General features: G+C 31.4%; 23 protein-coding genes. 6 read left to right on the forward strand and 17 right to left on the reverse strand.

What is annotated here, in order from left to right:
* Positions 1-170: 170 nt before the first annotated feature.
* The 7 genes from ACWOBP_RS05845 to ACWOBP_RS05875 all read right to left on the reverse strand — a co-directional run bounded on the left by ACWOBP_RS05845 (position 171) and on the right by ACWOBP_RS05875 (position 6,984).
* Positions 171-824 (reverse strand): RDD family protein, encoded by a 654-nt coding sequence (locus ACWOBP_RS05845; protein WP_455337896.1) that lies wholly within the window; start codon positions 822-824, stop codon positions 171-173.
* Positions 825-837: 13 nt separating this feature from the next.
* On the reverse strand, positions 838-1,815 hold the full coding sequence (sppA, locus tag ACWOBP_RS05850; RefSeq protein ID WP_304095217.1) for a signal peptide peptidase SppA: 978 nt from the start codon (positions 1,813-1,815) through the stop codon (positions 838-840).
* A gap of 153 nt (positions 1,816-1,968) precedes the next feature.
* Positions 1,969-2,169 (reverse strand): hypothetical protein, encoded by a 201-nt coding sequence (locus ACWOBP_RS05855; protein WP_455337897.1) that lies wholly within the window; start codon positions 2,167-2,169, stop codon positions 1,969-1,971.
* Positions 2,170-2,180: 11 nt separating this feature from the next.
* The gene (gene dnaB / locus ACWOBP_RS05860) at positions 2,181-3,542 is read right to left on the reverse strand and encodes a replicative DNA helicase (RefSeq protein ID WP_455337898.1); all 1,362 of its coding nucleotides are present in this window, start codon (positions 3,540-3,542) and stop codon (positions 2,181-2,183) included.
* A 22-nt stretch (positions 3,543-3,564) separates the two neighbouring features.
* Entirely contained in the window at positions 3,565-4,008 is a 444-nt protein-coding gene (rplI, locus tag ACWOBP_RS05865; RefSeq protein ID WP_003144223.1) for a 50S ribosomal protein L9, read from the reverse strand.
* A gap of 31 nt (positions 4,009-4,039) precedes the next feature.
* Complete coding sequence (locus ACWOBP_RS05870) at positions 4,040-5,986, reverse strand: DHH family phosphoesterase (RefSeq protein ID WP_455337899.1); 1,947 nt, start codon at positions 5,984-5,986, stop codon at positions 4,040-4,042.
* Between the two features lie 2 nt (positions 5,987-5,988).
* On the reverse strand, positions 5,989-6,984 hold the full coding sequence (locus ACWOBP_RS05875) for a DUF2232 domain-containing protein (RefSeq protein ID WP_455337900.1): 996 nt from the start codon (positions 6,982-6,984) through the stop codon (positions 5,989-5,991).
* 777 nt (positions 6,985-7,761) lie between these two features.
* On the opposite strand from ACWOBP_RS05875, the gene ACWOBP_RS05880 reads away from it, so the two are divergent.
* The 3 genes from ACWOBP_RS05880 to ACWOBP_RS05890 all read left to right on the forward strand — a co-directional run bounded on the left by ACWOBP_RS05880 (position 7,762) and on the right by ACWOBP_RS05890 (position 9,178).
* Positions 7,762-8,283: a D-alanyl-D-alanine carboxypeptidase family protein gene (locus ACWOBP_RS05880; RefSeq protein WP_455337944.1), complete on the forward strand. Its 522-nt coding sequence runs from the start codon at positions 7,762-7,764 to the stop codon at positions 8,281-8,283.
* Positions 8,284-8,309: 26 nt separating this feature from the next.
* On the forward strand, positions 8,310-8,897 hold the full coding sequence (locus tag ACWOBP_RS05885) for a hypothetical protein (protein WP_455337901.1): 588 nt from the start codon (positions 8,310-8,312) through the stop codon (positions 8,895-8,897).
* Between the two features lie 155 nt (positions 8,898-9,052).
* The gene (locus tag ACWOBP_RS05890) at positions 9,053-9,178 is read left to right on the forward strand and encodes a hypothetical protein (RefSeq protein ID WP_455337945.1); all 126 of its coding nucleotides are present in this window, start codon (positions 9,053-9,055) and stop codon (positions 9,176-9,178) included.
* Between the two features lie 52 nt (positions 9,179-9,230).
* On the opposite strand, the gene ACWOBP_RS05895 is transcribed toward ACWOBP_RS05890, so the two are convergent.
* From ACWOBP_RS05895 to ACWOBP_RS05905, 3 genes are all read right to left on the reverse strand, one after another.
* Positions 9,231-10,505 carry an MFS transporter gene (locus tag ACWOBP_RS05895; RefSeq protein WP_455337902.1) on the reverse strand — a complete coding sequence of 425 codons (1,275 nt, stop codon included), beginning with the start codon at positions 10,503-10,505 and terminating at the stop codon, positions 9,231-9,233.
* 123 nt (positions 10,506-10,628) lie between these two features.
* Positions 10,629-11,225 carry a ComF family protein gene (locus ACWOBP_RS05900; protein ID WP_455337903.1) on the reverse strand — a complete coding sequence of 199 codons (597 nt, stop codon included), beginning with the start codon at positions 11,223-11,225 and terminating at the stop codon, positions 10,629-10,631.
* A 3-nt stretch (positions 11,226-11,228) separates the two neighbouring features.
* Positions 11,229-12,767: a DEAD/DEAH box helicase gene (locus tag ACWOBP_RS05905; protein WP_455337904.1), complete on the reverse strand. Its 1,539-nt coding sequence runs from the start codon at positions 12,765-12,767 to the stop codon at positions 11,229-11,231.
* A gap of 292 nt (positions 12,768-13,059) precedes the next feature.
* Between ACWOBP_RS05905 and hpf the strand changes: the two genes are divergently transcribed.
* Both hpf and ACWOBP_RS05915 read left to right on the forward strand, forming a co-directional pair.
* A complete protein-coding gene (gene hpf, locus ACWOBP_RS05910) occupies positions 13,060-13,605 on the forward strand; it encodes a ribosome hibernation-promoting factor, HPF/YfiA family (protein WP_455337905.1) in 546 nt (181 codons plus the stop codon).
* Between the two features lie 356 nt (positions 13,606-13,961).
* Positions 13,962-14,537 (forward strand): DJ-1 family glyoxalase III, encoded by a 576-nt coding sequence (locus ACWOBP_RS05915; protein ID WP_455337906.1) that lies wholly within the window; start codon positions 13,962-13,964, stop codon positions 14,535-14,537.
* Between the two features lie 50 nt (positions 14,538-14,587).
* Here ACWOBP_RS05915 and ACWOBP_RS05920 read toward each other — a convergent pair whose 3' ends face one another.
* The 5 genes from ACWOBP_RS05920 to rpsF all read right to left on the reverse strand — a co-directional run bounded on the left by ACWOBP_RS05920 (position 14,588) and on the right by rpsF (position 18,338).
* On the reverse strand, positions 14,588-15,664 hold the full coding sequence (locus ACWOBP_RS05920; protein WP_455337907.1) for an iron-containing alcohol dehydrogenase family protein: 1,077 nt from the start codon (positions 15,662-15,664) through the stop codon (positions 14,588-14,590).
* Between the two features lie 214 nt (positions 15,665-15,878).
* A complete protein-coding gene (locus ACWOBP_RS05925) occupies positions 15,879-17,096 on the reverse strand; it encodes an HD domain-containing protein (protein WP_455337908.1) in 1,218 nt (405 codons plus the stop codon).
* Between the two features lie 105 nt (positions 17,097-17,201).
* Positions 17,202-17,450: a 30S ribosomal protein S18 gene (gene rpsR, locus ACWOBP_RS05930; protein ID WP_003144201.1), complete on the reverse strand. Its 249-nt coding sequence runs from the start codon at positions 17,448-17,450 to the stop codon at positions 17,202-17,204.
* Positions 17,451-17,473: 23 nt separating this feature from the next.
* Entirely contained in the window at positions 17,474-18,037 is a 564-nt protein-coding gene (locus ACWOBP_RS05935) for a single-stranded DNA-binding protein (RefSeq protein ID WP_455337909.1), read from the reverse strand.
* A 13-nt stretch (positions 18,038-18,050) separates the two neighbouring features.
* The gene (gene rpsF, locus ACWOBP_RS05940; protein ID WP_003144346.1) at positions 18,051-18,338 is read right to left on the reverse strand and encodes a 30S ribosomal protein S6; all 288 of its coding nucleotides are present in this window, start codon (positions 18,336-18,338) and stop codon (positions 18,051-18,053) included.
* Between the two features lie 723 nt (positions 18,339-19,061).
* On the opposite strand from rpsF, the gene adhE reads away from it, so the two are divergent.
* On the forward strand, positions 19,062-21,704 hold the full coding sequence (adhE, locus tag ACWOBP_RS05945) for a bifunctional acetaldehyde-CoA/alcohol dehydrogenase (protein WP_455337910.1): 2,643 nt from the start codon (positions 19,062-19,064) through the stop codon (positions 21,702-21,704).
* Positions 21,705-21,805: 101 nt separating this feature from the next.
* On the opposite strand, the gene ACWOBP_RS05950 is transcribed toward adhE, so the two are convergent.
* A complete protein-coding gene (locus tag ACWOBP_RS05950; protein WP_455337911.1) occupies positions 21,806-23,041 on the reverse strand; it encodes an MFS transporter in 1,236 nt (411 codons plus the stop codon).
* A gap of 173 nt (positions 23,042-23,214) precedes the next feature.
* Positions 23,215-26,028 carry a DEAD/DEAH box helicase gene (locus tag ACWOBP_RS05955; protein ID WP_455337912.1) on the reverse strand — a complete coding sequence of 938 codons (2,814 nt, stop codon included), beginning with the start codon at positions 26,026-26,028 and terminating at the stop codon, positions 23,215-23,217.
* Positions 26,029-26,045: the final 17 nt, after the last annotated feature.

Consider the following 26,045-nt stretch of genomic DNA (forward strand, 5'->3'; position numbering starts at 1 on the left):
CTTGAACTACTCTTATTTTATCAAGAAAGGATGATTTTTCAATTGTTTAACTTTTATCTCGCACCCGCATAGCGGGTGGTTTTTTGTTTCGGAGACTTCGCCTCCTCAACTGGCTAAAGCCTTTTAATTTAAAGCTGTAGATTTATTTAAACCTACAGCTTTTTACAATACTAATTTTTACTCTCTAACTTTTCATTCATCTGACGACGTAATTTTGAAAAATCTTCTTTTACTACTACAGTATCAGCAATAAAGTCATGAAGTCCTTTTTTCTTATTTGTGAAAGCTACTGCTAAATACGGCAGGTATACTAAGAATATCGTTAATAATCTACCTACTAGTTCACGATAGACTACATCTGCGAAACTTAACTTTTCCCCTTTATTAGTCTCTACTTTTATCTTCATAATCATCTTACCTAAGGTTTGAGAGAAGAAGTAAGTCATCGCTATAAAGTAAGTAAACATAACAATAACATAACTCAGAGATTCTTCTCCTAAGATAGGAAAATCTAATTGCTTATTCAAAAGTCCAAAACTAAAAGTATTTAATAAACTAGATATAGCATAAATAACTGTCATATCAATTATATATGCAACAAATCTAGTCCAAAAACCTGCATAGAAATTTTTAGAAAGCATTAAATAATCTTCTAATGAAGTTGGCAATGAAAAATCTTTTTCTACTTTTTCTTGTGCTTCTTTAGTATCTTTATACTCTTTAACAAGTTCTTCATTTCGTGTAGGTTCATCCGATGCTACCGTAGTACCCCCGTTAAGAAGCGGCTCGTTTGAAGGTCTATTATTATTTAAATCATTATTCATTTAAATCCCCTCCCTATCCTAAGTAGCTACGTTCAACTTTGTTCGAATTTACTTCACTATTTAATTCAGAGATGAAACTTTTTGTTGTTGCTTTTACAAATCTAGAAATTAAACTTTCTGCAGTTTTATCAGCTCTTAATTCGATTACAGTTGGGTTAGATAATCCTTTTTCTTCTTTTATTAAATCAATAAGTTCATCTTCAGTACCAACTTTATCAGCAAGTTTGTTCGCTACTGCTTGAGTACCAGTATATGTTCTACCATCAGCAAGTTTCTTAACTTCATCTTCACTTAGGCGTCTACCTTCAGCTATAGCTTTTACAAATCTTTCATACGCTTCTTTGTTTTGTTCTTGTAATATTTTTCTAGTTGATTCTGGTAAGTCCTCTGTTAAGCCACCTACTGCTTTTTGCTCTCCAGAACGGATAGTTTCTTGTTTAATTCCATGATCATTTAAGAATTTTTGAGCAGATACATAACTCATAATAACTCCTAGAGAACCAGTGGTTGTTTCAGTATTTACAAAAATTTTCTTAGCAGCAGTCGATACATAATATCCTCCAGAAGCGGCTGTTTTCTTCATCGAAACATAAACATCTTTCCCACTATTCTTGAGAGCATTGTACAATTCTGCAGTCTCATAAACACCTCCACCTGGTGAATTCACAGATAATAGTATAGCTTTAACATTAGGATTATTCTTAGCTTCTTTAATTTGATTCAATATAGAACCTCTTGAATAAGTATTCGTCATTTCTGCATTAATCTCACCTTCAATAGAAATCTTTTGAATTACTTCACTACTATCACCTTTTTTCAAAGTTAATTTAGTAACACTTTGCTCCTGTAGAAATTCTGTTAAGTACCCATTTAATTCTGCATCATCTTTTTTATTATTGTTACTTGATGTGATAGTCCCTTTAATTAACGAAAACACCACTAGAACCACAACAATCACAGTTGATATCAATCTTTTATTCTTAAAATTCATAATTTTTTCCTCCAAAACTTTATCATAATATTTTTGTAAAAAGCCAGCAACAAACAACACTTTAGCTATCTGTACCTAGCTTTTAATTTACTCACCTTTAACTATTTTCCCTATCTTATAAACAAATACTTTGTTTTTCTAGAGACATAATAATTAATTTTTTAAATTAACTGGCGATTTATCATCCTCTACAAATTTTCCATGTTTATCACAATATCCAGCTATAACAAAGAAACCATTTGTATCATAGTAACCAGTTGGCATTAATTCACTCTTACATACACTGTAATCAACAAAAATAGAATCCTCCATCTTTTCGACTTCATCCCCTTGATTACTATTTCTATCTTTCATAACTTTCTCTCCTATTCAGCATAAGTTTTAGATACAAACTTATTAAATCGTTTCATAAATGCAAGTTCAGCCGTTCCTGTTTGTCCGTGCCTATTTTTAGCAATAATTACCTCAATAGTAGAGACATCACTTGTTTCTTGAACTTCATTTTCATCAGCATCTTCACTTCTATAGTAGTCACCACGATATAAGAATGAAACTATATCGGCATCTTGCTCAATACTTCCAGATTCCCTAAGGTCACTCATCATAGGGCGTTTATCTTGCCTAGATTCAACACTACGTGATAACTGAGATAGGGCGATGACTGGACATTCCAGTTCCCTCGCCATCTGTTTTAAACTACGAGATATTTCAGATACCTCTTGTTGTCTATTATCTGTTCTCTTACTTCCTTGCAGAAGTTGCAGATAATCAATAACCACTAGATCTAAGCCATGTTCAGCTTTTAATAACTTACACTTCGCTTTTACTTCATTTACTTTAATAAAAGCACTATCCTCAATAAAGACATTTTTCTGATTTAAGAAATGTACTGCTGTTTCTAGTTTCATAAGATCATCATTATCAAGATTTCCTCGTTTAATTTTTTCGGAATCTATCATTCCCTCACTACAAATCATCCTAGAAACAAGCTGATCCGCACCCATCTCTAACGAGAATAATGCCACTGTTCTTTTCTCATCTTCAGAACGAGGATTTTTTCCAGCAATATTTAGCGCAATATTTAGCGCAAATGCTGTTTTACCCATTGCAGGACGCGCTGCAAGGATAATTAAATCCCCTTTACCAAAACCTACAAGCTTATCTAGAGCGCCGTAACCAGTAGGAACAGCTACATTCTCACCTTCTCCTGCCATACGAGCTAGAATCTCTTTAAAAACTTCCTCAGTAACATCTTTCATATTCTTAAACTGAGATGTCTTTGCACGCTCCATTGCACGTTCAACTTGATCGAATAAAGTTGCCGTTAAAGAATCAATATCAGCATTTCCTTGATTCATCTCTTCAGTACTACTTAATAATGCAGCACGAATTTCTCTGTAAATAGAATATCTCTTTACTAAATTCGCATAATGCATAATATTACGAGAACTTGGAGTAATATCATATAAATCCACTATATATAATGAGGCATCCACATTTCTGAATGCCCCACTATTATTTATTTCTTCAAAAATTGTAGTGGTGTCAGGTATTATTTCCATTTCATCTAAACGTAAAATAGCACTGTAAATATCTTTATTTCGTTCATCATAGAAGTCTTCAGGATCTACTGTCGCTTTGACTTCTACTAGTTTTTCAGGCTCTTGCATTAGAGCCCCTAATAACGATTGTTCCGCCATAACGACAGAATCTATATGATATTTCATATTATCACCTTCAACTTATTTACTATTGTTCCACCACGTGAACTTTAATTGTTCCTTCTACTTGAGAGTGTAGTTTAATTTTAACATTTGTATATCCTAAAGATTGAATACCGTGTGGTAAATCAATTTTCTTTTTATCAACTTTAAGATCATGTTGTTTCTTAAGTTCTTCAACAATTTGTTTAGAAGACACTGAACCAAACAACCTTCCGCCTTCTCCAGATTTAACTTTAATTGTTACTTCAAGACCTTCTAGTTGTTTCGCAAGTAAGTTAGCTTGAACTAATTCTTCTTGTTTATCTTTTTCTACACGTTTTTGTTGTCCTTTTAGTGTTGCCATATTAGCATTTGTTGCTGCTACAGCTTTTTTATTAGTTATTAAGAATTTTGCATATCCATCAGCAATCTCCTTAACATCTCCTTTTTTACCTTTTCCTTTTACATCTTCTAAAAATATAACTTTCATTACAATTTCTCCTTTTATCTATTATTTATATTTATGATATTATTTTATCAATAGCATCATTTAGACGATCTAACGCTTCGTCTAAACTAATCCCCTCAATCTGAGTTGCTGCATTAGCAAGATGGCCTCCGCCACCAAGTTCTTCCATGATAAGTTGAACATTAATATTACCTAATGATCTTGCTGAAATACCTACTTTACCTTCTTCTAGATATCCTATAGCAAAACTACATTCAATACCTTTTAGAGTTAGAAGTAAATCTGCACTTTGAGCAAGCATAACATTTGTATAATATTTATCTTCAGGGGCTTTTGCCATAATAATCTCTGGGGATTTCTGAATAGAATTATTAATTATTTCTACTCTATTCATAAAATTCTCAAATGGTTCTTTTAGAATCGTCTTAACTCTTATTGGATCCGCACCATTACTACGTAGATATGCAGCTGCATCAAAAGTTCTAGAACCTGTTCTTACAGAAAAATTCTGAGTGTCTACTACTATTCCTCCAAGCATGATTGTTGCAGCAATAGGCGAGATTTTTTCTATCTTAGTCTGATACTCAATTAATTCTGCGATTAATTCGGATGCTGATGAAGCATACGGCTCAATATAGGTTAATAATGGATTTGTTATTATATCTTCACCACGTCTATGATGATCAATTATAACTTTTCTATTAGCCTTAGATAATATCGCTGCATCTATTACACGTGAGGCATCAGAAGTATCTACAACAATTAAAGTTGTCTGAGGAGTCATTAGCTCCCATGCTTCATCACTGTCTACAAATACTCTCGATAATTGTTCATCATGACTATCTATTTCAAACATTACTTTTTTAATAGTTTCATCACGATCACTTTCATTTAAGATAATATAACACTCTTTACCTAAAAACTTAGAGAAAGTATAAATACCCACACATGCACCAACCGCGTCGAAATCAGGACGTTTATGTCCCATTACTATCACTTTATCACTATCATTTACTATGTCAGCCAATGCATTAGAAACAACACGTGCCTTGATTCTAGTACGTTTTTCCTGTGGGTTAGTTTTACCACCATAGAATCTAATCGTACCATCAACATCTTTCATGGCTACCTGATCTCCTCCACGCCCTAAGGCTAAATCTAACGAACTCTTAGCAAGTTCTCCAAGTTCTGGTAAGAAATCAGTTCCCATCCCAACACCTATACTCAAAGTAATTGGTGCATCAAATTCTTCTTTTAGATTCCTAATAGTATCTAAAATTTGGAATTTTTCTTTTTCTATTTTTTTTAAGTCTTTTACATTTAACAATCCGATGAATCTATCATCATCTATTCTTTTTAGATAAATACTATTTTTCTTAGCCCAATCTGTTAAAGTAATAACAACAGTGGCATCCAGTCTACTCGCAACTTCATCTTCCAATGAATCGTAAACATCTTCATAATTATCAAGACTCAAATTAAGAATAATTGGTCGCGTATCTCTAAATCTTTGCATCACTACTTTACTTTCTGTAATGTCGAAAAAATAAATGTATCCGCTATCTTTTTGATAATTAACTTTATAATGCTTCCCAAAAATCTCAAATTGATTATCCACTGGTGTCTCAAGATCAAATAATTCTTCAAGCTCCGGCATCAGTTCTAAAATGTTTAGACCTTTTATGTCTTCAACTTTAATATTTTTATATATAAAATTATTTGCCCATTCTATATTCTTATTTTCATCAATTACGACTATTCCTATAGGGAATTTATTAACACCTCTTTCTGATGAATCTTTAATTCTATTTGTTAATTTACTGATATACCTCTCCGTATGTTCAGCTATTTTTTCCCTTTGTATGTTATAAAGGGCGAAAATAAGCGATCCAACTAATAAGTAAATTACTAAGCTATAAATATTAAATATACCACTTAGTATTGCACCTATTAGAAAAATAACAATAATAATTAATTCATATTTTTTCTTATCATTCATACTTATCTCCCCCTCTTCATAATAATGTACCCTTCTCTCAACTTGAATACACTGTCAATAAATCCAAGTAACTCAAAGATAGGACTAAAAATCAACATTAAGACAAATACAACAGGTTTACCAATATTTGATTTCATCTTTTGTTCGATAAAAAAGAATGCAGTAAACAATCCATTTAATATGAACGCAAGCGATAAAACTCCTGTTATATTTTGGAATAAAATATTCCAAAAACTATAAGTATTACTCCCCGTCTCTATTTCAACTAAAAGGGCCACTATAGTAACCACAATATAAATATATGCACTTTTCTGACTCAACATTATTCGACTAAACTTCGGAAATGCTGGAATAATGACATATTCTCTGGCTAATAACGATAATGTATACTGTACCAATATTAAGCTATATACAAACAACATTATAAACAATGTAACAGGAAACGATTTCTGTAAGTTAGAAAAACTTTCTAGTACTAAATTCTTATCAATTCCTTGATTCATCTCAACCATAGAATTCACATAATTATTTATAAATTCTAGTATCTGCTTACTATCAATAGTTATCTCCCCAATTTTTATTGATATAAATATATATAGCGCTATACCTAAGTATATTACTGTATTAACAGCTACAACTAGAAATAATTTCGAAGCGCGCAAAAAGATAGTTTTATATATTATATATGCTATTAGCATATGTATAGCAAACCAAACTGTCATAATCGGAGATGCTATAGCTAATAAAATTCCTGCACCACCAAGTATTAATGGAATATAATATCTCAACCCTTTCGCTCCCAATACGTATGTAAGGGGAAATACCGAAAGAAATGCTGCTACAATTTCAATATTCAATAACAATCCTATTAATATTAATAATAAATAACTAGCTGAATAAGCTAAAATTTTTGAATTACTAGGCATTCTAAAGAAAAATTTATTCTTCATTAATTTTTCAATTTCTTTGCCTAAGACATCTGAAATGTTATTATCCAAATTAACACTCCTTTATTATTTTAATAATCTCCATATAAAGTAATTTTAACTATATAGGTATCTGTATCATTATACCAAATTTCAAGATTTTTTGAAAGAAAAATAAAAAAACATAAACTTAGTATTAACTATAAATTAAAAAAATACTCTTGATATGAATTCATACTGGAATATCATATAATCTAAACTCTTTCTAATACTTTAATTATTTCTCTCTTTATCAGCTATTATTTTATCTCCCTCTACAAATTATTGTCCATTAATATTCTTATTATACTCAATACCCTTTATCTTATAACCAGTTAATATCCTTAAATCGAAAATATGTTGAGTAGTAACTATTCATTCAAACTATTGATAAATAATACAAAATCTACTAAATCTATTTATAATTTCCCCTTGATTATCCTTTATAATATAATTGACAAAATTTTTATTCAACTTATGATATTTAATATGAACTATACTTTACTCAAAATTTTATATTAATTACTATAGATTACATTTACTATTTCAAAAGAAAGGAATTTTTTTATGAAGAAATATATCATTACTATTGTTACAGTTACTTTGGTAGTTTTAACTGTGGCTCTAAGCGGATTTTATTATTAAAAAAAAGATGATAAAACAACTACATCTGACTCTACCACTCAAAAAAATAATTCAAAATCCCCCATTAATAAAGAAGACTCTAAAGCTAATAATAATGAGAACACTTAAACTACCAACGGAAAAACTCCCGAAACTACTTCTCAACCTACTATAATCAATGGTATTATTTTAGCCAACAAAAAACATCCTCTTCCTGCAGACTACAATCCAGGTGAAAATCCTACAGCGAGACAAAAAGTTAATAAATTAATTAGCGATGCTCAAGCATTAGGATTAAATATTTCTAATCAAGTATCTGGTTTTAGAGCATACAATGCTCAAATAGGATTATACAATAACTATGTTGCTTCACACGGAAAACAAGAAGCTGATAGATTCTCAGCTCGCCTAGGATACAGCGAACATCAAACTGGTTTAGCATTTGATCTCATAGATAACGAGGGACAATTACTAGGATCAGAAGGAACTAGCGACAGTAGTAAAAAAGCCTCAGCTTGGTTAGAAAAAAATGCTCACAATTATGGATTTATCGTTCGTTATAAACCTGAGTTTGTAGAGAAAACAGATTACATGGAAGAAAGCTGGCATATTCGTTACGTCGGTGAAGATACAGCTAAAATAATCCATGAAAAAAATATTTCACTAGAGGAGTACCTTAATGCTCCAGGTGGAGATTATGTAAATTAATATTTTATTGATAAAAGGAGAATTTAATGAATAATAATAATTTAGCCCCTAATAATCTAGGTCCAACAACCTCAGCATCAAATAATCAAAACTATAACAGTACTCAACACAATAATCAAAATTCAGAACAACAAAACTATACTGTTCCACCTAACAATACTATTCCACCAGTATACACAAAAGAACCAAAAAATAATAAAAAAAGTATTCTACCTATTGTATTAACAGCAATCATTACATTTATAGTGCTAGTAGGAACATTATACTTCGGATATAATAAATTTTTGAAAAAAGAAAATGTTATCAACCTAGCTACTTACGAAGTTAATTTCGTAACATACGGAACTGAAGGAGAAGGAAAACCTGAGGTTGATATAAAAAAGATCCCTGAAGTTGCAAATTCTAGCGCGGAAATTTCTAACTTTTTATCAAACCCTGATATTTCATTTAATAAACAAAGCAATTTAAAAAATGGAGATAAAGTTGAAGTTACTATAACTTTAAATAAGAACACTTCTAATAAACTAAAACTAAAAACAACAGGAAAATTCAGACAAACATTCACAGTTAATGGACTAAATGAAAAAGCTAAAGAAAAGGAACTATTATCGTAAAAGAAGGAGCATCTAATTCTTCAAATCCTTCTGATTCTGCTAGTTCATCAAATGAAGTAAGACATAGTGTTAGCGGACGTACAGCTTATGTAAAACCATCTGTTGGGGTTAACCTAAGAAGCGATAAAAATGATACTAGTAAAATCTTAACATCAATAAAAGGTGGAGCCTCTGTTACAATAAGAACACTTGAAACTAACTCATCTGGGGAAAGTTGGGTATATGTTTATTACGGAAGTCACACTGGATATATTCGTGCAGATTTACTAGGCGGATTCTAATAAACATTTTATAATTAAAAAAGTTGATTCACAAAATTGTGAATCAACTTTTTTAATTATCTCTAACTTTTACCTTAACCATAAGCATACTTATTAAAGTTATACATATAACAATAAGGAAAATAGATTTACTTTGCGTAAAACCAAGTAAACCATTTTTAATATGTTTACCTATCCAAACATAGACATAATCTCCGTAATAGATACCTAATGCGAAGAATGCTTGATATATTCCCATACTAACATTACGATATTCTCTATCGAAATATTGCATAGCAAGAGAAATCAGTGCATTATAAGCACCTCCATATCCTAATCCATTTAAGACATAACTAAAATAAATAACATACGGGTTATTAACATATAACGCTATAATATAGAATGCTAATGAACACCCTAGTAAGAATAATAGAGTTTTTTGAATACCCCATTTTCTCGTAAAGTACACTCCCACAAGAACTCCAGCAATCAACTGAGGTACTGCAAATACTGCATCCATATACGCAAGCATTAGCGGCGTCATATTCAGCTCTGTTTTACCGTAAGTAATCATGTTGGCTCCACTTGTAGCAAACTTAATAAATGAAAGTAATAATGCTATTAGACAAATATAGATAAAACTCTTATGTTTAATTACTACCTTCACCTTATCAAATGAGAAACCACTATCAACAGGGCGATAATCTTTCATCATAAATGATAATACAAACGTTATTACCGCAATAACACCTGCTACTATCCACATATAGTCAAAATGTTTATATGTATTCATAGTAAAGACATATTGTATAGGTGCTGCGATAAATTCAGCTAGTAACGGTGCAACAGATAGTATCGATACTGACACTGCTGCCTTATCTTTAGAAAAAGTTTCTGAAAAAATAACATTAAACAAAGCAAGCATTGTAGCACTTATCCCCAATGATAAAGAAGATAAGTATAAGGTTATATAGCTACCGTTAAATGCTACTAAAAATGAAGTAATTATTAATAAAAATAGAGAAATTTGAACGAATATTTTACGCCTTTTAAAAATATCGCTCGCCAAAAACATTGGCAACCTTACTATTAAGCTCATAAGTCCATATCCGGCTGCTATTTGAGCTGCGAGTACCGGTGTTAAAGAAAGTCCACCTTGTTCTATCGGTGTAATTGCGTATAACTTTCTATAAGCACGTATAATACTTATCGCAGACCAGAATAAAACTAATATCCAAAATATAATAATTTGATCCTTATTTAATTCGAATTTCTTAGATAAAAAGATTACCAGAATTAGAATTAATACGATCATTATAAGTGAAAATAAAATTTTTGTTTTAACCATCTCCTAACTATATAATTTTCATAAAATATCGAATCTAAAGTAGCATAACTATGTTTAAAATTCAACTTAAACATTATACCACAAAATCATATGTTGTTAAGAAAAAAATACTCAGATTATCTGTTATATTACTTTTGATAACGTTAAAAAACTTATTTTTATATTTGGATAGGCTTCTTTTATAGTTTTAGCACATCCTAATAAAGTATTTCCACTCGTATATATATCATCTATTATCAAAACAGATTCAACACTTCCTAGAGTCATTTCATCGCATAAAAGATGATACCTGTTCTCCTTTCTTCCTTTATGAAGTTTAGATTGTTTCTTTCTATAATCACAATTAAGAATTTTCTTATAGTCCACATCACATAACTTACAAACTTGTTCAATATGATCAAACCCTCGAATAATCTCCCGAATCTCGTTTGCTGGAACAATCGTCACTAAATCAAAATTATTTAAAGAAAAAAACTTATCTAGAAGCTTTTTAAATTTTACTGCGCAAGCCACATCTCCGAAATATTTTATAGAATAGATTTCATCTTTTAAAAATTCATAGTCAGCAAAATAATACAAAATATATTCTCCTACTTCCAGGACATTTATATCAATATGTTCCCTACAGCTAGTACAAAGATAAAAATCCTCTTTTTTTTCAAATAATGTATCAAACCCCAACTTTTTCTTTATTTCTAAACCACAAAAACTACACTTCATATCTTACCTCCTGTTCAACTTTCTATATTTCGCAAGATTATTCATATACTCAATCTCTTTAATAGCAGCTTTCATATCCCTAGTTATACTATCCGCTAAAAATACAACATCACCTGAATTATCATAGTCCTTTCTACCTACCCTACCTGAAATTTGAATTAATGCCGACTTTGTAAAATTTATATGCTTTGCATCAAAAACCACGACATCTAAATAATCAAAAGTCACACCACGTTCTAATATCGTAGTTGTAATAAGGACATCTATTTCTCTATTATAAAATTTCTGGATTTTCTCACTTCTATTTTTATCACCACTATAGACAAAATCTACAATTATTTCCTCGGAAATACATTTTTTAAAATATAAGACAGCCATCTCACACATGCCTATTTCAGGAACAAATATTAAGATTCGTCTATCCTTTTTCAATTTTTCTTTAATGAATTTCTCTAGAAATCGTGATTTTCTAGAAAAATCAAACACTTCGGGCTTTTCAATTTTTATTTTCGGAACAGGTAATAGGTATCTGTGATACCTTATAGGGATTTTTATAACTTCATCAACACTAGATTTTACTACTTCAGATGGTGTTGCCGAAAGGAATACAAGAACACCATCATCTTTCAAACTCGTTTTGGCGCCATTTTCTAAACATTCATCACCAGAATACGGGAAAGCATCCACTTCATCAATAATAACAATATCAAAGTAGTTGTAATACTTAACTAGTTGATGAGTAGTCATAATATAGAAATTCGAATCTCCAAAAGTCTTTTCCTCACCATGCAAAACACTCATTGAATAGCCACTAAAATCGCGAGCAAACCTTTCGGATAATTCTTTGACTACATCTCTTCTTGGAATTGCCAAGCATATGTTTTTATTATCCAAGATTGCATGATATATAGCATCATAAACTATTTCTGTCTTACCCGCCCCGCAAACAGCCCAGATTAAAGTACTCTTTGCGCTTTCTATGTTCTCCACTAAAGTCTTACTTGCCACTTCCTGAACATCGCTTAACTCTACACTAGGTTTTTCTAGTGCTTTTAAATCTAATATTGGTATATTTATATGAAACTTTATAAAATAATCATCACTTCTTCCAAAATCTATACATCTTCTACAATATGTAACTTCCTGATTTTTATTACTAAATGTGAAAAAATGTTGCTGATCTTTATTATCACATTGTAAACAGTGAAACTTACCTTGATCTTCATTTACTGAGTACAATTTACTTATATATTGACAATTATCTAAATAATGAAGTTTAATATTCATTTTTAGCAATTTAGATATGGATAAAAGCAGTCCATTATACCTCCTTAAAAAAGTTAAATCACTCTCTTTTAGAGTATAGACTGCCCCTGTCGTTATTTCATTATATATTTCATCAAAATCAGAATTGATTTCTCCAAAATCATCATAGCTCTTTTTAATTTTTCTATAATTTATACTTTTGTCATTATTATTCATTTTTGAATAATAAACTATATAAATCGCCTCTATAAATTCACAGTATTCCCTAAAAAACATTTTCTATTACCCCTTATCTGTAAATTTTTATCAAAAATATTTTCAGTAAATTTCCTCATTTAGTTAACATTTTAAGTTTCTAATATTCCTAGTTAACCACATAACATCTATATTTAATTTTATTTTAACAAAAATATATTTATAAAGCAAAATAAATGTACATTTTATAAAAGTGACATTTTTATGCAAACTATATTGCTAACGTTATCAAAAAGTGGTATAATAAAACTATAAAAAAAGGGGGAAACCCCTATAAAGTAGCTAAGCTGCTTTATGAAAGGAGTGCTTTAAAATGTTAAGATATCAAGTACGAGGAGAAAATTTAGAAATTACCCAAGCAATCAGAGAGTATGTTGAAAGTAAAGTTTCTAAATTAGAAAAATACTTTGCTGACAGTTTAGAAGCAAACGTTTACGCTAATGCTAAAGTATACAAAAATAATAAGAAAAAAATCGAAATCACTGTACCACTTAAAGGTGTAACACTTCGAGCTGAAGAAACAAACGAAGATTTATACGCTGCTGTTGATTTAGTTGTTGACAAACTTGAACGTCAAATGAGAAAACACAAAACTAAAATCAATAGAAAAGGTCGTGAAAAAGGATTTGCTGAAGAAAATATTCTTACTAGTGAGTTAGAAGAAGCTGAAGAAACTACTTTAAATCTTGGCAAAGTTAAACAACTTAAAGTTGAAGCAATGACAAGAGAAGAAGCTGTATTCCAAATGGAACTTCTAGGACACGATTTCTTCGCATTCTTAGATAACACTACAAATGAAATTTCTGTAGTATATAAACGCCGTGACACTGGATACGGAGTATTAGAAATTTCTAAATAATTAATATTGAGTTTAAACACAATCAACCATCTTCCGTAGGTGGTTGATTTTTCTTTACAAATACAATAAAATTAAAATAAAGAAATAAAATAGGTATAGAATTTCTCTTGTATTTTTTTATACTCTTATAGTGGTGAAGGGCGCTTCCGACTAATTTTTTATATGATACCACATAAAAAATGGATTCTCCAGCTAGTAAATGAGCCTATAATCTCATTTACTCTTTACAAAATTGCTATGCAATTTTGATCTCACCACTATAGAGTATTCTAGAAAAATATTTAAAGAATAAACTAATTTTATTGTATCCAATTAGTTTCTATAACTATATACAATACCCATTAGGAGGATTTTTTATGACTAAAAAAGTAGCCTTATTCGTTGAAAATGGAAGTGAAGAATTAGAGTTAATTGCACCCCTAGATATACTGCGTCGTGCAAATATTCACGTTGATCTAATCTCTGCAAACAACGAAGATTATATAACTAGCTCACATGACGTAAAAATAATAGTAGATAAAAAAATTGATGACATCGACAATATTCTTGATTATGATGCAATAGTAATCCCAGGTGGAATGCCCGGAAGCACATTACTTCGTGATAACGACAAAATTATCAAATTCTATCAAGAAATGTATAATGCCGGTAAATTGGTTGCTGCCATCTGTGCTGCACCTATCGTACTAAGTAAAGCAGGCATCCTTGAAGATAAAGAAGTCACTTCTTACCCAACTTTTGAAAAGGAACTTAATTGTAAAAATTATAACAATAAAAAAGCTGTAGTTGTTGATAAAAATGTAATCACTGCTCAAGGCGCAGCTGTAGCTACTCTATTTGGTTATGAAATTGTTAATTACTTGCTTCAAGATGACACAGCACAAAACATCAGTGATGCTATGTTAGTCCCAATATTAAAAAATAACTTATAAAATACAAAACTTAAGACCTCAGATTAAAATATCCGAGGTCTTTCCTATTATTATTTCGTCAATTCTTCTAATTCTTTCATCGCAGCTACTACAACTTCCGGTGTACAAACATCAACCGCAAGTTTAAATGTTTCTTTTTCACTAGCTGCAAATTCAGCGATTTTTTGCATTTTTTCTTCTACATCTTCTGTTACATTCACGCAAGCTAAGTTATAAGCTAAATCATTAGCTTTATAGAATGGAACAAGTTTCTCAACTTCTTCTCTCTTACCTTCAGCAAGTAATTGAACTAAAATACCATAAGATACTTTTGTTCCATGTAATACAGAATGCGTTTCTTTAACTAAACTCATACCATTATGTACTGCGTGAGCTCCTGCCATACGTCCATAGTGAACACCGAAACATCCAACGCATCCTGAGATAGCAAAGACTGTGTCTACTGCATTTTTGAAACTTTCAGTGACTTCACCTTTTTCCATAGCTTCCAATGCACCATTAGCATCACGAAGAAGAACATCACGAGTGATTTTAGCTGCTTCTAATCCCATTCTTACAAAAGGATCATTAAATTTATTATTTCTCTCTACTAACACTACTGCTTCATACCATTTGGCTAAAGTATCTCCAATTCCCGCTACAAAGTATTCTTTTGGTGATTCTAATAACAAGTCTAAGTCTGCGACACAAGCATAGGCTGTACGTTTAAAATATGCAACCTCTCTAAATGTGTGATCTGGATGATAAACCGCAGCTACAGGTGCATAAGGTGCACAAGTTGCGATTACTGTCGGTACTGTCATATACTCAACATTTAAGTTTTGTGCTACACCTTTTGCAGTATCGATAACACGACCTCCCCCTACTCCAAGAACTACGTCAACACCTTCTCCATATTCCCCAGCGATGTGTTGCATATCTTCAAAAGATGCAGAACCATCATATTTTGCTACTCTAAACTCTCTATTCCCTTTATAAAACTTCGTAAATGCTGCGTAAGATTTTTCCCCAGTAACAATCAAAGGAGTCTTAAACCCTTCTAATCTATTATCAAGTGCAGACAATGCCCCACTTCCTGAAATATATTCACTTACCCCTGGTCTTGCTACATTTGCTAATTCAAACATTTTACATCTCTCCTTTGTTGTTAAAATTTATAATTCATAGTTTTTATTATTTAATTATGATTATAACATTTCCGAAAATTAAAATCAATAGTTAGTTAAAAATATTTTATTTTCTGACAATTAAAAAGGGTTAATCTTGATTTTTCACTATAAATAAAAAATAAAGATAATTGATGAAGTAAATTTTACCATCTCAATTACCTTGATTTTTATGTTATCTCGGGAAAAATATAGTCCCTTCTTTCTTAGTCTGACCTTTAGTTATAGATTCCACTATAGTACTAGCTTTTTCTAATGCCACTATATCACCATTTAATTTTTCAATTAGTATCTTTCTGCCTTTATACGGACTATAAACACTAGCTTCTATATTCTCAATCCTTAAATAATAACGCTCATCTAAACAACTTTCCTTAAGCATATTTTTTATCTGAGCTAAATTTTCTTCTTTATAATCTACATACTCAAATAAATTTCTGTTTTGTAATCTTTTTGCTAAATCAGCAGCAATTTTATCTTCTTTATCTTGAATAAGAGAACAACAATATAATAGTGAATTTTCATCTAGTTTAAAATATTCGTCTACACTCACTTCAGATTTCCCTAAAAATGGAATCAACACCTTCATATCTTCAAAATAATCTTTATCACCTTTAAAAATATCCTTCAATCTATTAAATAGTTGAATAAATACCGCCTCATAACTTCTAGCTACAGGATGATAATAAACCTGCCAGTACATCTGATATCTCGCCATAATATAGTCTTCTACACTATGAATACCAGTATATTTAACGACAATTACCTTTCTTCCCTCAGCAGTTTTTCTTACGCGCATTGTACGTAATATTCTTTCAAGGTCAAACTGTCCATAACTTGTCGCTGTAAAATAAGAATCACGTAATAAATAATCCATTCTATCGGCATCTAGTTGACCTGAAACAATCTGATTCAGTATGTCATTTTCATGAGTATGTTGAATAATAGAGACTATATCTTGTGGCAATTTTTCTGAAACAACTCTTAAAATAGAATTAAGCTCAGTATTTCCTAATATTATTTTTGCTGTATATTCCTCATGACTATGATTAGTAACATGCTCAAATGCATGAGAAAACGGTCCATGACCTACATCATGTAAAAGTCCCGCAAGCATCACGCAAACTTTTTCATATTCTGTTAATTCAACACAAAGTGATTTAACCTCAGTAACCATTCTTCTAACTATTTCATAAACTCCTAGAGAATGAGAAAATCTAGAATGTTCCGCAGTTGGATAAACTTGAAAATCTCCTCCTAATTGTCTTATACGGCGTAATCTTTGAAACTCCTTACTATCAAGACAATTCCAAATTACTTCATAGTGAATATGAATATAACTATGCACTGGATCCTTTAATACTTTTGTTTCGTCTAATCTCTTTAATTCCATCACTTTTCCCCCTGTCATAAGCGATATTTCTTACTATATTTCTCTCTTATTATATCAAAGCACAAAAAAAAGACAAGCCTAAGCTCATCTTTTTCACTTTTATTCTTATTTTTCGTCTACTACGTATGGTAAAAGTGCCATGTGTCTAGCTCTTTTAATTGCTGTAGTTAACATTCTTTGGTACTTAGCTGAAGTACCTGTTACACGACGTGGTAAGATTTTTCCACGTTCAGAAATGAATTTTTTAAGTAATTCTACATCTTTGTAGTCGATAAATTCTACGTTATTTTTAGTGAAATAACATACTTTTTTACGACGACGCATGTTGTTACGACGATTGTTAGTTACTGCCATTGTGCATGTCCTCCTATGTAATTTTAGTCTTCTTTAAACGGATTTACTACATCCTGCATGAAGTCATCATCTAGATTACTTGGGAAGTTTTCCCCAAAATCAGAGAATGATGAACTATCATTAATAAAATCTTGCATAGCTGAATTAGCTTGTCCAAAGTTTTGATTAGTATTGTTATAATGATTTTGATTATTATTATACGCTGGTTGTGATTGAGGTTGATTAAAACTCATTGAGTCAAAACCATTGTTTTGTCTATTAGAACTAGACTTAGATTCAAGGAACTGAATTCTATCAGCTACTACTTCAGTAACATAAACAGTATTCCCGTCTTTACCTTGATAATTTCTAGTCTGAATTCTACCTTCCACTCCAATCAGACTACCACGTCCTAAAAAACGCGCCATATTTTCTGCTTGCTTTCTAAAAGCTACACATCCAATAAAGTCTGCTTGTCTTTGACCATTTTGATCAGCAAATGTTCTATTTACAGCCACTGTAAAATAAACCATTGGAATATTCGAATTAGAATACCTTAATTCTGGATCTTTAGTTAATCTTCCTACTAATACTACGTTATTAATCATAGTAAATCACCCCTTATTTTTCTAATCTTACTACCATGTGACGGATGATGTCATCGCTAATTTTTGCTAAACGATCGAATTCTTTTGTAGACGCATCTGTTGCTGAAGTTAATTCTACTACATAGTAGTAAGCATCACTGAAGTCTTCGATTTCATAAGCAAGGCGTTTTTTACCTAAATCTTTAACTTCTACTGCTTCTGCACCTTCTGAAAGAATATTTACGAATCTATCAACCACAGCTTTTTTAGCTTCTTCATCGATACGTGGTTGAACAGCAAACATTACTTCATATTTTCTCATGTGTGTGTTACCTCCTTTTGGTCTTTGCGACTCTCTAATTTATTAGAGAGTAAGGAGTAATAAAATTACTCTAGCGACTATTATATCAAGTATAAAAATAAAAAGCAACTAATAACTATATATTTTTACCATAATTTTTTTATTAATATATTTATTATCTCTCTTAGTAATCAAACAACAATACTCTTTAACATTTTATATCATTTCGCTAACAGTTACTTGTTAATATTTTAATCGAATTCCCATCCTTAATCTAATCTATAAATAGTTTTCTATCTATACTAAAAAATTTCTTCTATTATATAATACGAATCACAAAATTTTATCGATAATCATTATCAGCCGTTTTATTTTTATTTTTAACATTATATTTCACTTTCCATACAAGTGTTAAACAAAGAATTCTGTTATATATCAATTATTGCATATTTTTTATAATAAATTTAAAAATACCTTTATTATAATATATTTAATTTATATAACAGCTAATAATTTTAAAAATATACATAAAATTGAAAACGGATTCTTATTTTTTATACCGATGAAAAAATATACGTTTTATATAGCTTTCTAGTTATATAACAGATATTTACATGTTTATAGATAGGTGATAAAATATAGTTGTAATCAAATAAAAGATGTTTATAACAATAGATAAGAGTTTGATGTAGCGAATTTTTATCCTATTATAATATAAACTGAGCATCAAAGGAGTTAAATATCATGGCAAAAGAAAAATTACAAACTGTAGATCCAGTTGAAGAAGTAAACACATTAGTATCTAAAGCGCTAGTTGCTTTGGATGAGTTCAAAAAAATTGAAGATCAAGAGAAAATTGACAAAATAGTTCAAGCAGCCGCTGTAGCAGCTCTTGAAGCTCACGGTCCATTAGCTGTCGCAGCAGTAGAGGAAACTGGGCGCGGTGTTGTTGAAGACAAAGCTATTAAAAACCTTTACGCATGTGAATACATAGTAAATTATATGCGTGATCTTAAAACTGTAGGAGTAATCGATAAAGATGATGTTGACGGCCTTACTGCAATAGCTGAACCAGTTGGAGTTGTTTGTGGGGTTGTTCCAACAACTAACCCAACATCAACAACAGTGTTCAAATCTCTAATCTGTTTAAAAACTCGTAATCCAATCATATTTAGTTTCCACCCATCTGCTAATGAATGTTCTAAACAAGCAGCACGTATCGTTCGTGATGCAGCAGTTAAAGCAGGTGCTCCTGAAAACTGTATCCAATTTATTGAAAAACCTTCAATGGAAGGTACTCATGCACTTATGAATCACGATGGAGTAGCTACAATTCTTGCTACTGGTGGTAATGCGATGGTTCGTGCAGCATACTCTTGCGGAAAACCCGCTCTAGGTGTTGGGGCTGGTAACGTACCTGCTTATGTACACAAAGACGCTAAACTTAAACAAGCTGTTAATGACATCGTATTAAGTAAGGCATTTGACAACGGTATGATTTGCGCCAGTGAACAAGCTGCAATCGTTGATAAAGAACTATACGATGAATTCGTTAAAATCATGAAATCTCATAGAGTTCACTTCGTAAATAAAGAAGAAAAAGCTAAATTAGAAAACTTACTATTCGGTGTAGAAGCAAACTCAGAAAACTGTGGTGGAGCTAAATTAAACTCTGTAATTGTTGGTAAACCAGCTACAGAAATCGCTAGATTAGCCGGATTCGAAGTACCAAAAGGAACTGTAATCTTAGCTGCTGAATGTAGTGAAGTTGGCGTTAAAGAACCACTTACACGTGAAAAACTATCTCCAGTTCTAGCTGTATTAAAATCTACTAGCACTGAAGATGGTATAGAAAAAGCTAGACAAATGGTTGAATTCAACGGTTTAGGACACACTGCAGCAATTCACACTCAAGATGAAGAAGTTGCTGAAGAATTCGGTAAAGTTGTTCGCGCTTGTCGTGTAGTTTGGAACTCTCCATCTACATTTGGAGGAATTGGTGATGTTTTCAACGCATTTATTCCATCTCTAACTCTTGGATGTGGTAGTTATGGACGTAACTCAGTATCTGGAAATGTTAATGCAATTAACTTACTTAACATCAAATTAATCGGACGTAGAAATAACAATATGCAATGGTTTAAATTGCCTCCAAAAGTTTACTTTGAACCTAACGCTATCAAATATCTAAGCGAAATGGAGGGTTTAGAGAGAGTAATGATCGTAACTGATGAATCTATGGTTAAACTTGGATTTGCAGGACGTATCATCGATCAACTAAATCGTCGTAAAAACAAAGTTCAATACGAGGTATTTGCAGGAGTAGAGCCTAACCCAGATATCACAACAGTAAAACGTGGATTGGAAATCATGAATACTTTCAAACCTAACGCTATCGTAGCACTAGGTGGTGGTTCTCCAATGGACGCTGCAAAAATCATGTGGTTATTCTACGAAAGACCAGATGCTGATTTTACAGAACTTGTTCAAAAATTTGCAGATATCAGAAAACGTACTGTTAAATATCCACACTTAGGTCAAAAAGCTACATTTATAGCTGTACCAACTACTTCAGGTACAGGTAGTGAGGTTACACCGTTCGCAGTAATCTCTGATAAAGAAAATGATAAAAAATATCCGTTAGCAGACTATGCTATTACTCCACACGTTGCTATCGTTGATCCAGTACTAGTTCAAACAGTACCAGCTAGACCAACAGCTGCAACAGGTATGGACGTATTAACACACGCAACTGAAGCATATACTTCTATCCTTGCTAATGACTATACTGATGGATTAGCACTTCGTGCAATCAAACTTGTATTTGAAAACTTAGAAAAATCTGTTAAAGAATTCGATAAAGAAGCTAGAGAAAAAATGCACAATGCATCTTGTTTAGCTGGTATGGCGTTCGCCAACGCATTCTTAGGAATTTCTCACTCAATGGCACACAAAATTGGTGGTAAATTCCACACTGTCCACGGTGAAACTAACGCAACATTATTACCATACGTAATCAAATATAATGGTACTCGTCCAGGTAAAGTAGCTCTATGGCCTAAATACGAACACTATCAAGCCGATGAAAGATTCCAAGATATCGCTCGTATGCTAGGACTAAAAGCTGATACTCCTGAACAAGCAGTTGATTCTTACGCTCAAGCTGTATTCGAATTAGGAAAACGTGTAGGAACTCCAATGTGCTTCAAAGACCATGGTGTAGACTACGAAGCATTCAAAGCTGCTCTACCTACTCTAGCTATGGATGCATACGAGGATCAATGTACTCCAGCCAACCCAAGATTAGCTCTAATCAAGGATATGGAAGGTATCATGGAAGCTGCTTGGTTCGGATTCGATGAGAAAAAATTCGTAGAAAATCAATAAGCTATTCATTAAAATATAGAAACATTAAACTCATACTTCCTTTCATCCGAGAAGTAATGAATAGAATTATCCCCTTAGAAAAATCTAAGGGGATTTTTTTATTACTCTTTAACTACAAATGAATATACTAAAACTAAAATTAATAATATTAACAAGCTATATAGTGCAAACGATGCACTAATAGCATTAGCGAAAAATAATATTACTGTTGTTCCTATTGGGACGGAAATAGTAATTATCGTACTAAAAATACTATATATCGACGTTTGTTTTTCCTCAGGCACTGATTGTAAAATCAATGCATCCAGTTTTGGATTCGATATTCCTGCGAAGTAACCTATTATTACAGTTAAAATCACGAGTATAAACCTATTTTGCAGTAGCAATAGATTTCCTACATACATAATGAATAAAATTATTTCTAATATGGCATTATTTCTTAAACTCATATTTTTATAAAAACTAATTTGGTAGACACCTCCGGCAATTGTACTAAGTACTTCTACAATTTCTAATAAAGTAATAGTATACGCTACATTCCCAAATAATAAGCTCTCATTTTTTACTAAAATCACTAAAAGTAAGGCGAACATTGCGGATGAATAAAAATTCATCCCTAAAAATAGTATAACAAAATTATATATTTTCTTTATCTTACGAAGTATTTTAAAGTTTTCAATAGTATCCTTTAAAAATCTTTTAGTACTCACCATCTCTGTATTCTTAACTTTAAAACTTCCAACCTCTGCTTTCATCACATTTTTATATTTTTCCAGTATTAAAAATGCTATCAGAAATAGCGCTGCATTCAGCATTCCAAAGTATGAATAATTGTAACTTAGTAGTCCTAAAACAAATACTCCAACAGCTTTCCCAGCAAGTGAGATTGTATTGTTTATAGAACTGATAAATGCTAATGCTTCACTAAGTTGTTCTTTGCGTACTAATCTAGTATTAATCGACATTGATAAATAACCATTATATCCGCCTAGAATATCTGCAACTACATTTACAAATACTAATACAATAAAAATCCACCATTGGACTCCATAAATACACACCAAAGCGAATAATGTAAACAATAAAAACTGATAAAACCTTGTCGATAATATTCTATTGTACTTATCTTTTGTCTGATCTGCGAAATATCCTAGGATAAACGAGATAATATAAGGCAATGTCGTGGCTATTGACACTATACTCACAGCTAATTCTGGATTTGGTAAACTTGTCGCATAAATAATAAACGCAATATCAAACAACGTCCTACCAGCATTTCCAAAAGCCGATGAAATAGTGAATAACCTATAGAGTTTATTTTTCAAGAAAATATTCATCGAATACCACCTCCTATATTATTTTATATTTTACAATCAAACTGTAAAGTTTTCAATAACCAAAATACATTCAATATATTCCCCACATTACAAAATAAAAAAAGAGAAACTAGATGAAATCCTAGTTCCCATGAACTCAAATTCGTCTTAGTTACTCTTTAATCTATTATATTTTATATTCTATCCCTCGTGAAATATTCATACATATCTTCACGAATTGGAGTCTGTATTTTATAGAAAAATTGGATTACAGTATCTCCGCTTCTTTCTCTAGCTACTAGCTTAGGCTCACCCGTTGTCTTCATCTCACCTAGAAAATAAAATATTCGAGCTCCATCTTTATCATCTTTATTTTTTCTCATAAATAGATAGATTTTCGTATCGTTATTATAGAAATAATCGCACTCTTTCGATTCTAAATTCCTTCTAGGTTTTGACATCGAAGTAAATCCATTATCCGGTAAAAATCCATGTGTATAATCACGGTTAAATGAATTTTCATCAATATCGTAGTTAATAAATACCGGCAAAGTCTTTGTTCTTTTATCGTACTTATAACCACCTATAGCGAGTGGCACATAATTTATGCTCCATGAGAATAATTTACATATATCCTCAAAACTATATTTCTCATACAATACAAAATTAGTATCTTTGTATAAATTATCTTTGTAATATTTATTATATCTGTAAATTCCATAGTCTACCAAATCTAGTAATAATTCCCTAAAAATCTCTGATTGTAACTGTTCTTCAAATTCCTTAGACATTTTTATCTCAGCTACATTCTCATCTAAGAATATACAATCATGAAACTTCTTCTTAGTAACACTACTAGTTACAAAATTATTAGTAAGTATCTTTCTACTAACATCCAGTTCATAGTCAGCGATAAACTTATTGTAGTCTTTCAACATTATTTCTTCAAAAGTTGTAATAATATTACGCTTCTTATCATCTAATAACAAACGTAGAATTACAAGTTCTTCTATTTTTTTACTTAAAATTAAATTAGTAGAAACAAAATTCAGCATATTCACTGCTGTCTTCGTCAGTTTCCCACTATATTCAAACTGTTTTTCCTTCTTAGATAAAAATGAATAATAACTTCCCGCTACCTCAAAAATCTTTCTAATATCTATAGCGTCATAGTTTTCAAAATCTGAATAAGTAGGTATTCTTCCTAGTTTATTTTTAAGCTTATTATACTCATCAGTAACGAATAACCACGTGTTTAACTTCACATTATCTATCGCACTATAAATTCTCTGTTTAGAGATTTCATCAAAATGAATAGTCGACATCCCCGGAATATACCTAGTCCCCTGAGATAAAAACTTCCTCACAGTATCTTTATCATAACTATTGTCTCCAGATAGAGCCACAGGGATTAAAAAGTTATTTTTATAATTGGCTATAAAATCTATTATTACAACAAAGTCCTTATCCGCAGATTTTCGTAAACCACGACCCAACTGCTGAATAAAAATAATCGAACTTTGAGTAGGTCTTAACATAATTACCTGATTAACCTCAGGAATATCTACACCTTCATTGAAAATATCTACGGTAAATATATAATCTAGCTGTTCTCCATCTTTCGCAACTAACTTAGCAATCTCCTGTTCGCGTCGTTCCTGACTATCTTCACCTGTTAAGCTAGTAGTATTATATCCACGCGCATTGAACTCCTCACTAAGCACCTTAGCTTCTTGTTTTGACGAACAGAAAACTAGACCCTTTACCCTATCTCCTGAATAACCATAATAATTAATCTTACTTATAATATGCTCAACACGCTCATTAGACACTAGATTTGAAAAATCGCTCAGTTCGTCAATAACCTTACCATTAACTTCTAGATCACTAATTCCGAAGTAATGAAACGGACATAATAATGAATTTTCCATCGCTTCTTTTAAACGAACTTCATAGACAATATTATTATTAAACAATTCATAAATATTAAAACTATCCGTTCTATCAGGGCTCGCCGTCATACCTAGATAAAATACGGGTTTGAAATAATCCATCAATCTTAGATAACTATCCGCTCCTGCCCTATGTACCTCATCTATTATAATTTCATCAAAATGAGTCTCATTAAAACTCTTAAAAATATCTTCTTTAGACATAGTTTGAACTGTAGAAAAAATAAAATCTGCTTCTATATTTTTCTCTTTACCTGTAAGAAGACCATAGCTGCGACTAGTTCCAAAAATAGTCTTGAATGTCTCTAACGCCTGACGAGCAATCTGTTCCCTATGGACGACAAACAACAATCTCTTAGCATCTATACTCTTCATCGCAAAAGCAGCCGCAAATGTCTTACCAGTTCCTGTCGCAGAAATAAGAAGCCCCTTATTATCTTGATTACGAAGTTTTTCGAAATTTTCTATAAAACTCCTTTGCATCTTATTCGGTTTAATTTCCTCGGAAATAATTTTCTTAGTAACAGTCTCAACCTTATTACTAGCGAATTCTTCAACATACTTATCTTTTATTTCAGAGTAAGTCTTAGATTTCTCCCATAAACTATTAAACTCATATAGAATATTATCCGTTAGAATTCTATCATCCTCAACAAAAGTATTCCATTCTTTATTTATCGTAAGTGCAGCACTCGTTAAGTTCGAACTTCCCATCAGTACTTTCCATAAGTCTCCTCGTCTAAACAAATAACCTTTAGTATGGAATCCATGTTTATTTTCTACACAATCATAAATTTTTAGAGAGATATTTTTAAAATTAGACAATTTCTCTAACACTTTAGGAGTATTAAAATATAAATAATTCGTCGTTAAAATCTTCCCACGGATATTCTTTTCTTCTAAATTCTTCAAAGTTTGAAGTAAACTAGTTAAACCACTCTCAGAAATAAACGCCACGCTAAAAATAAATTCATCGCATATTTCTAACTCACTCTCAAGCGTACTAAGAACTTTCTTCGCTTCTAAATGATTATTATAAACAAATGTATTCTTCATTTTAACCTCCTTCTGTT

This window comes from Gemella parahaemolysans (assembly GCF_053758945.1).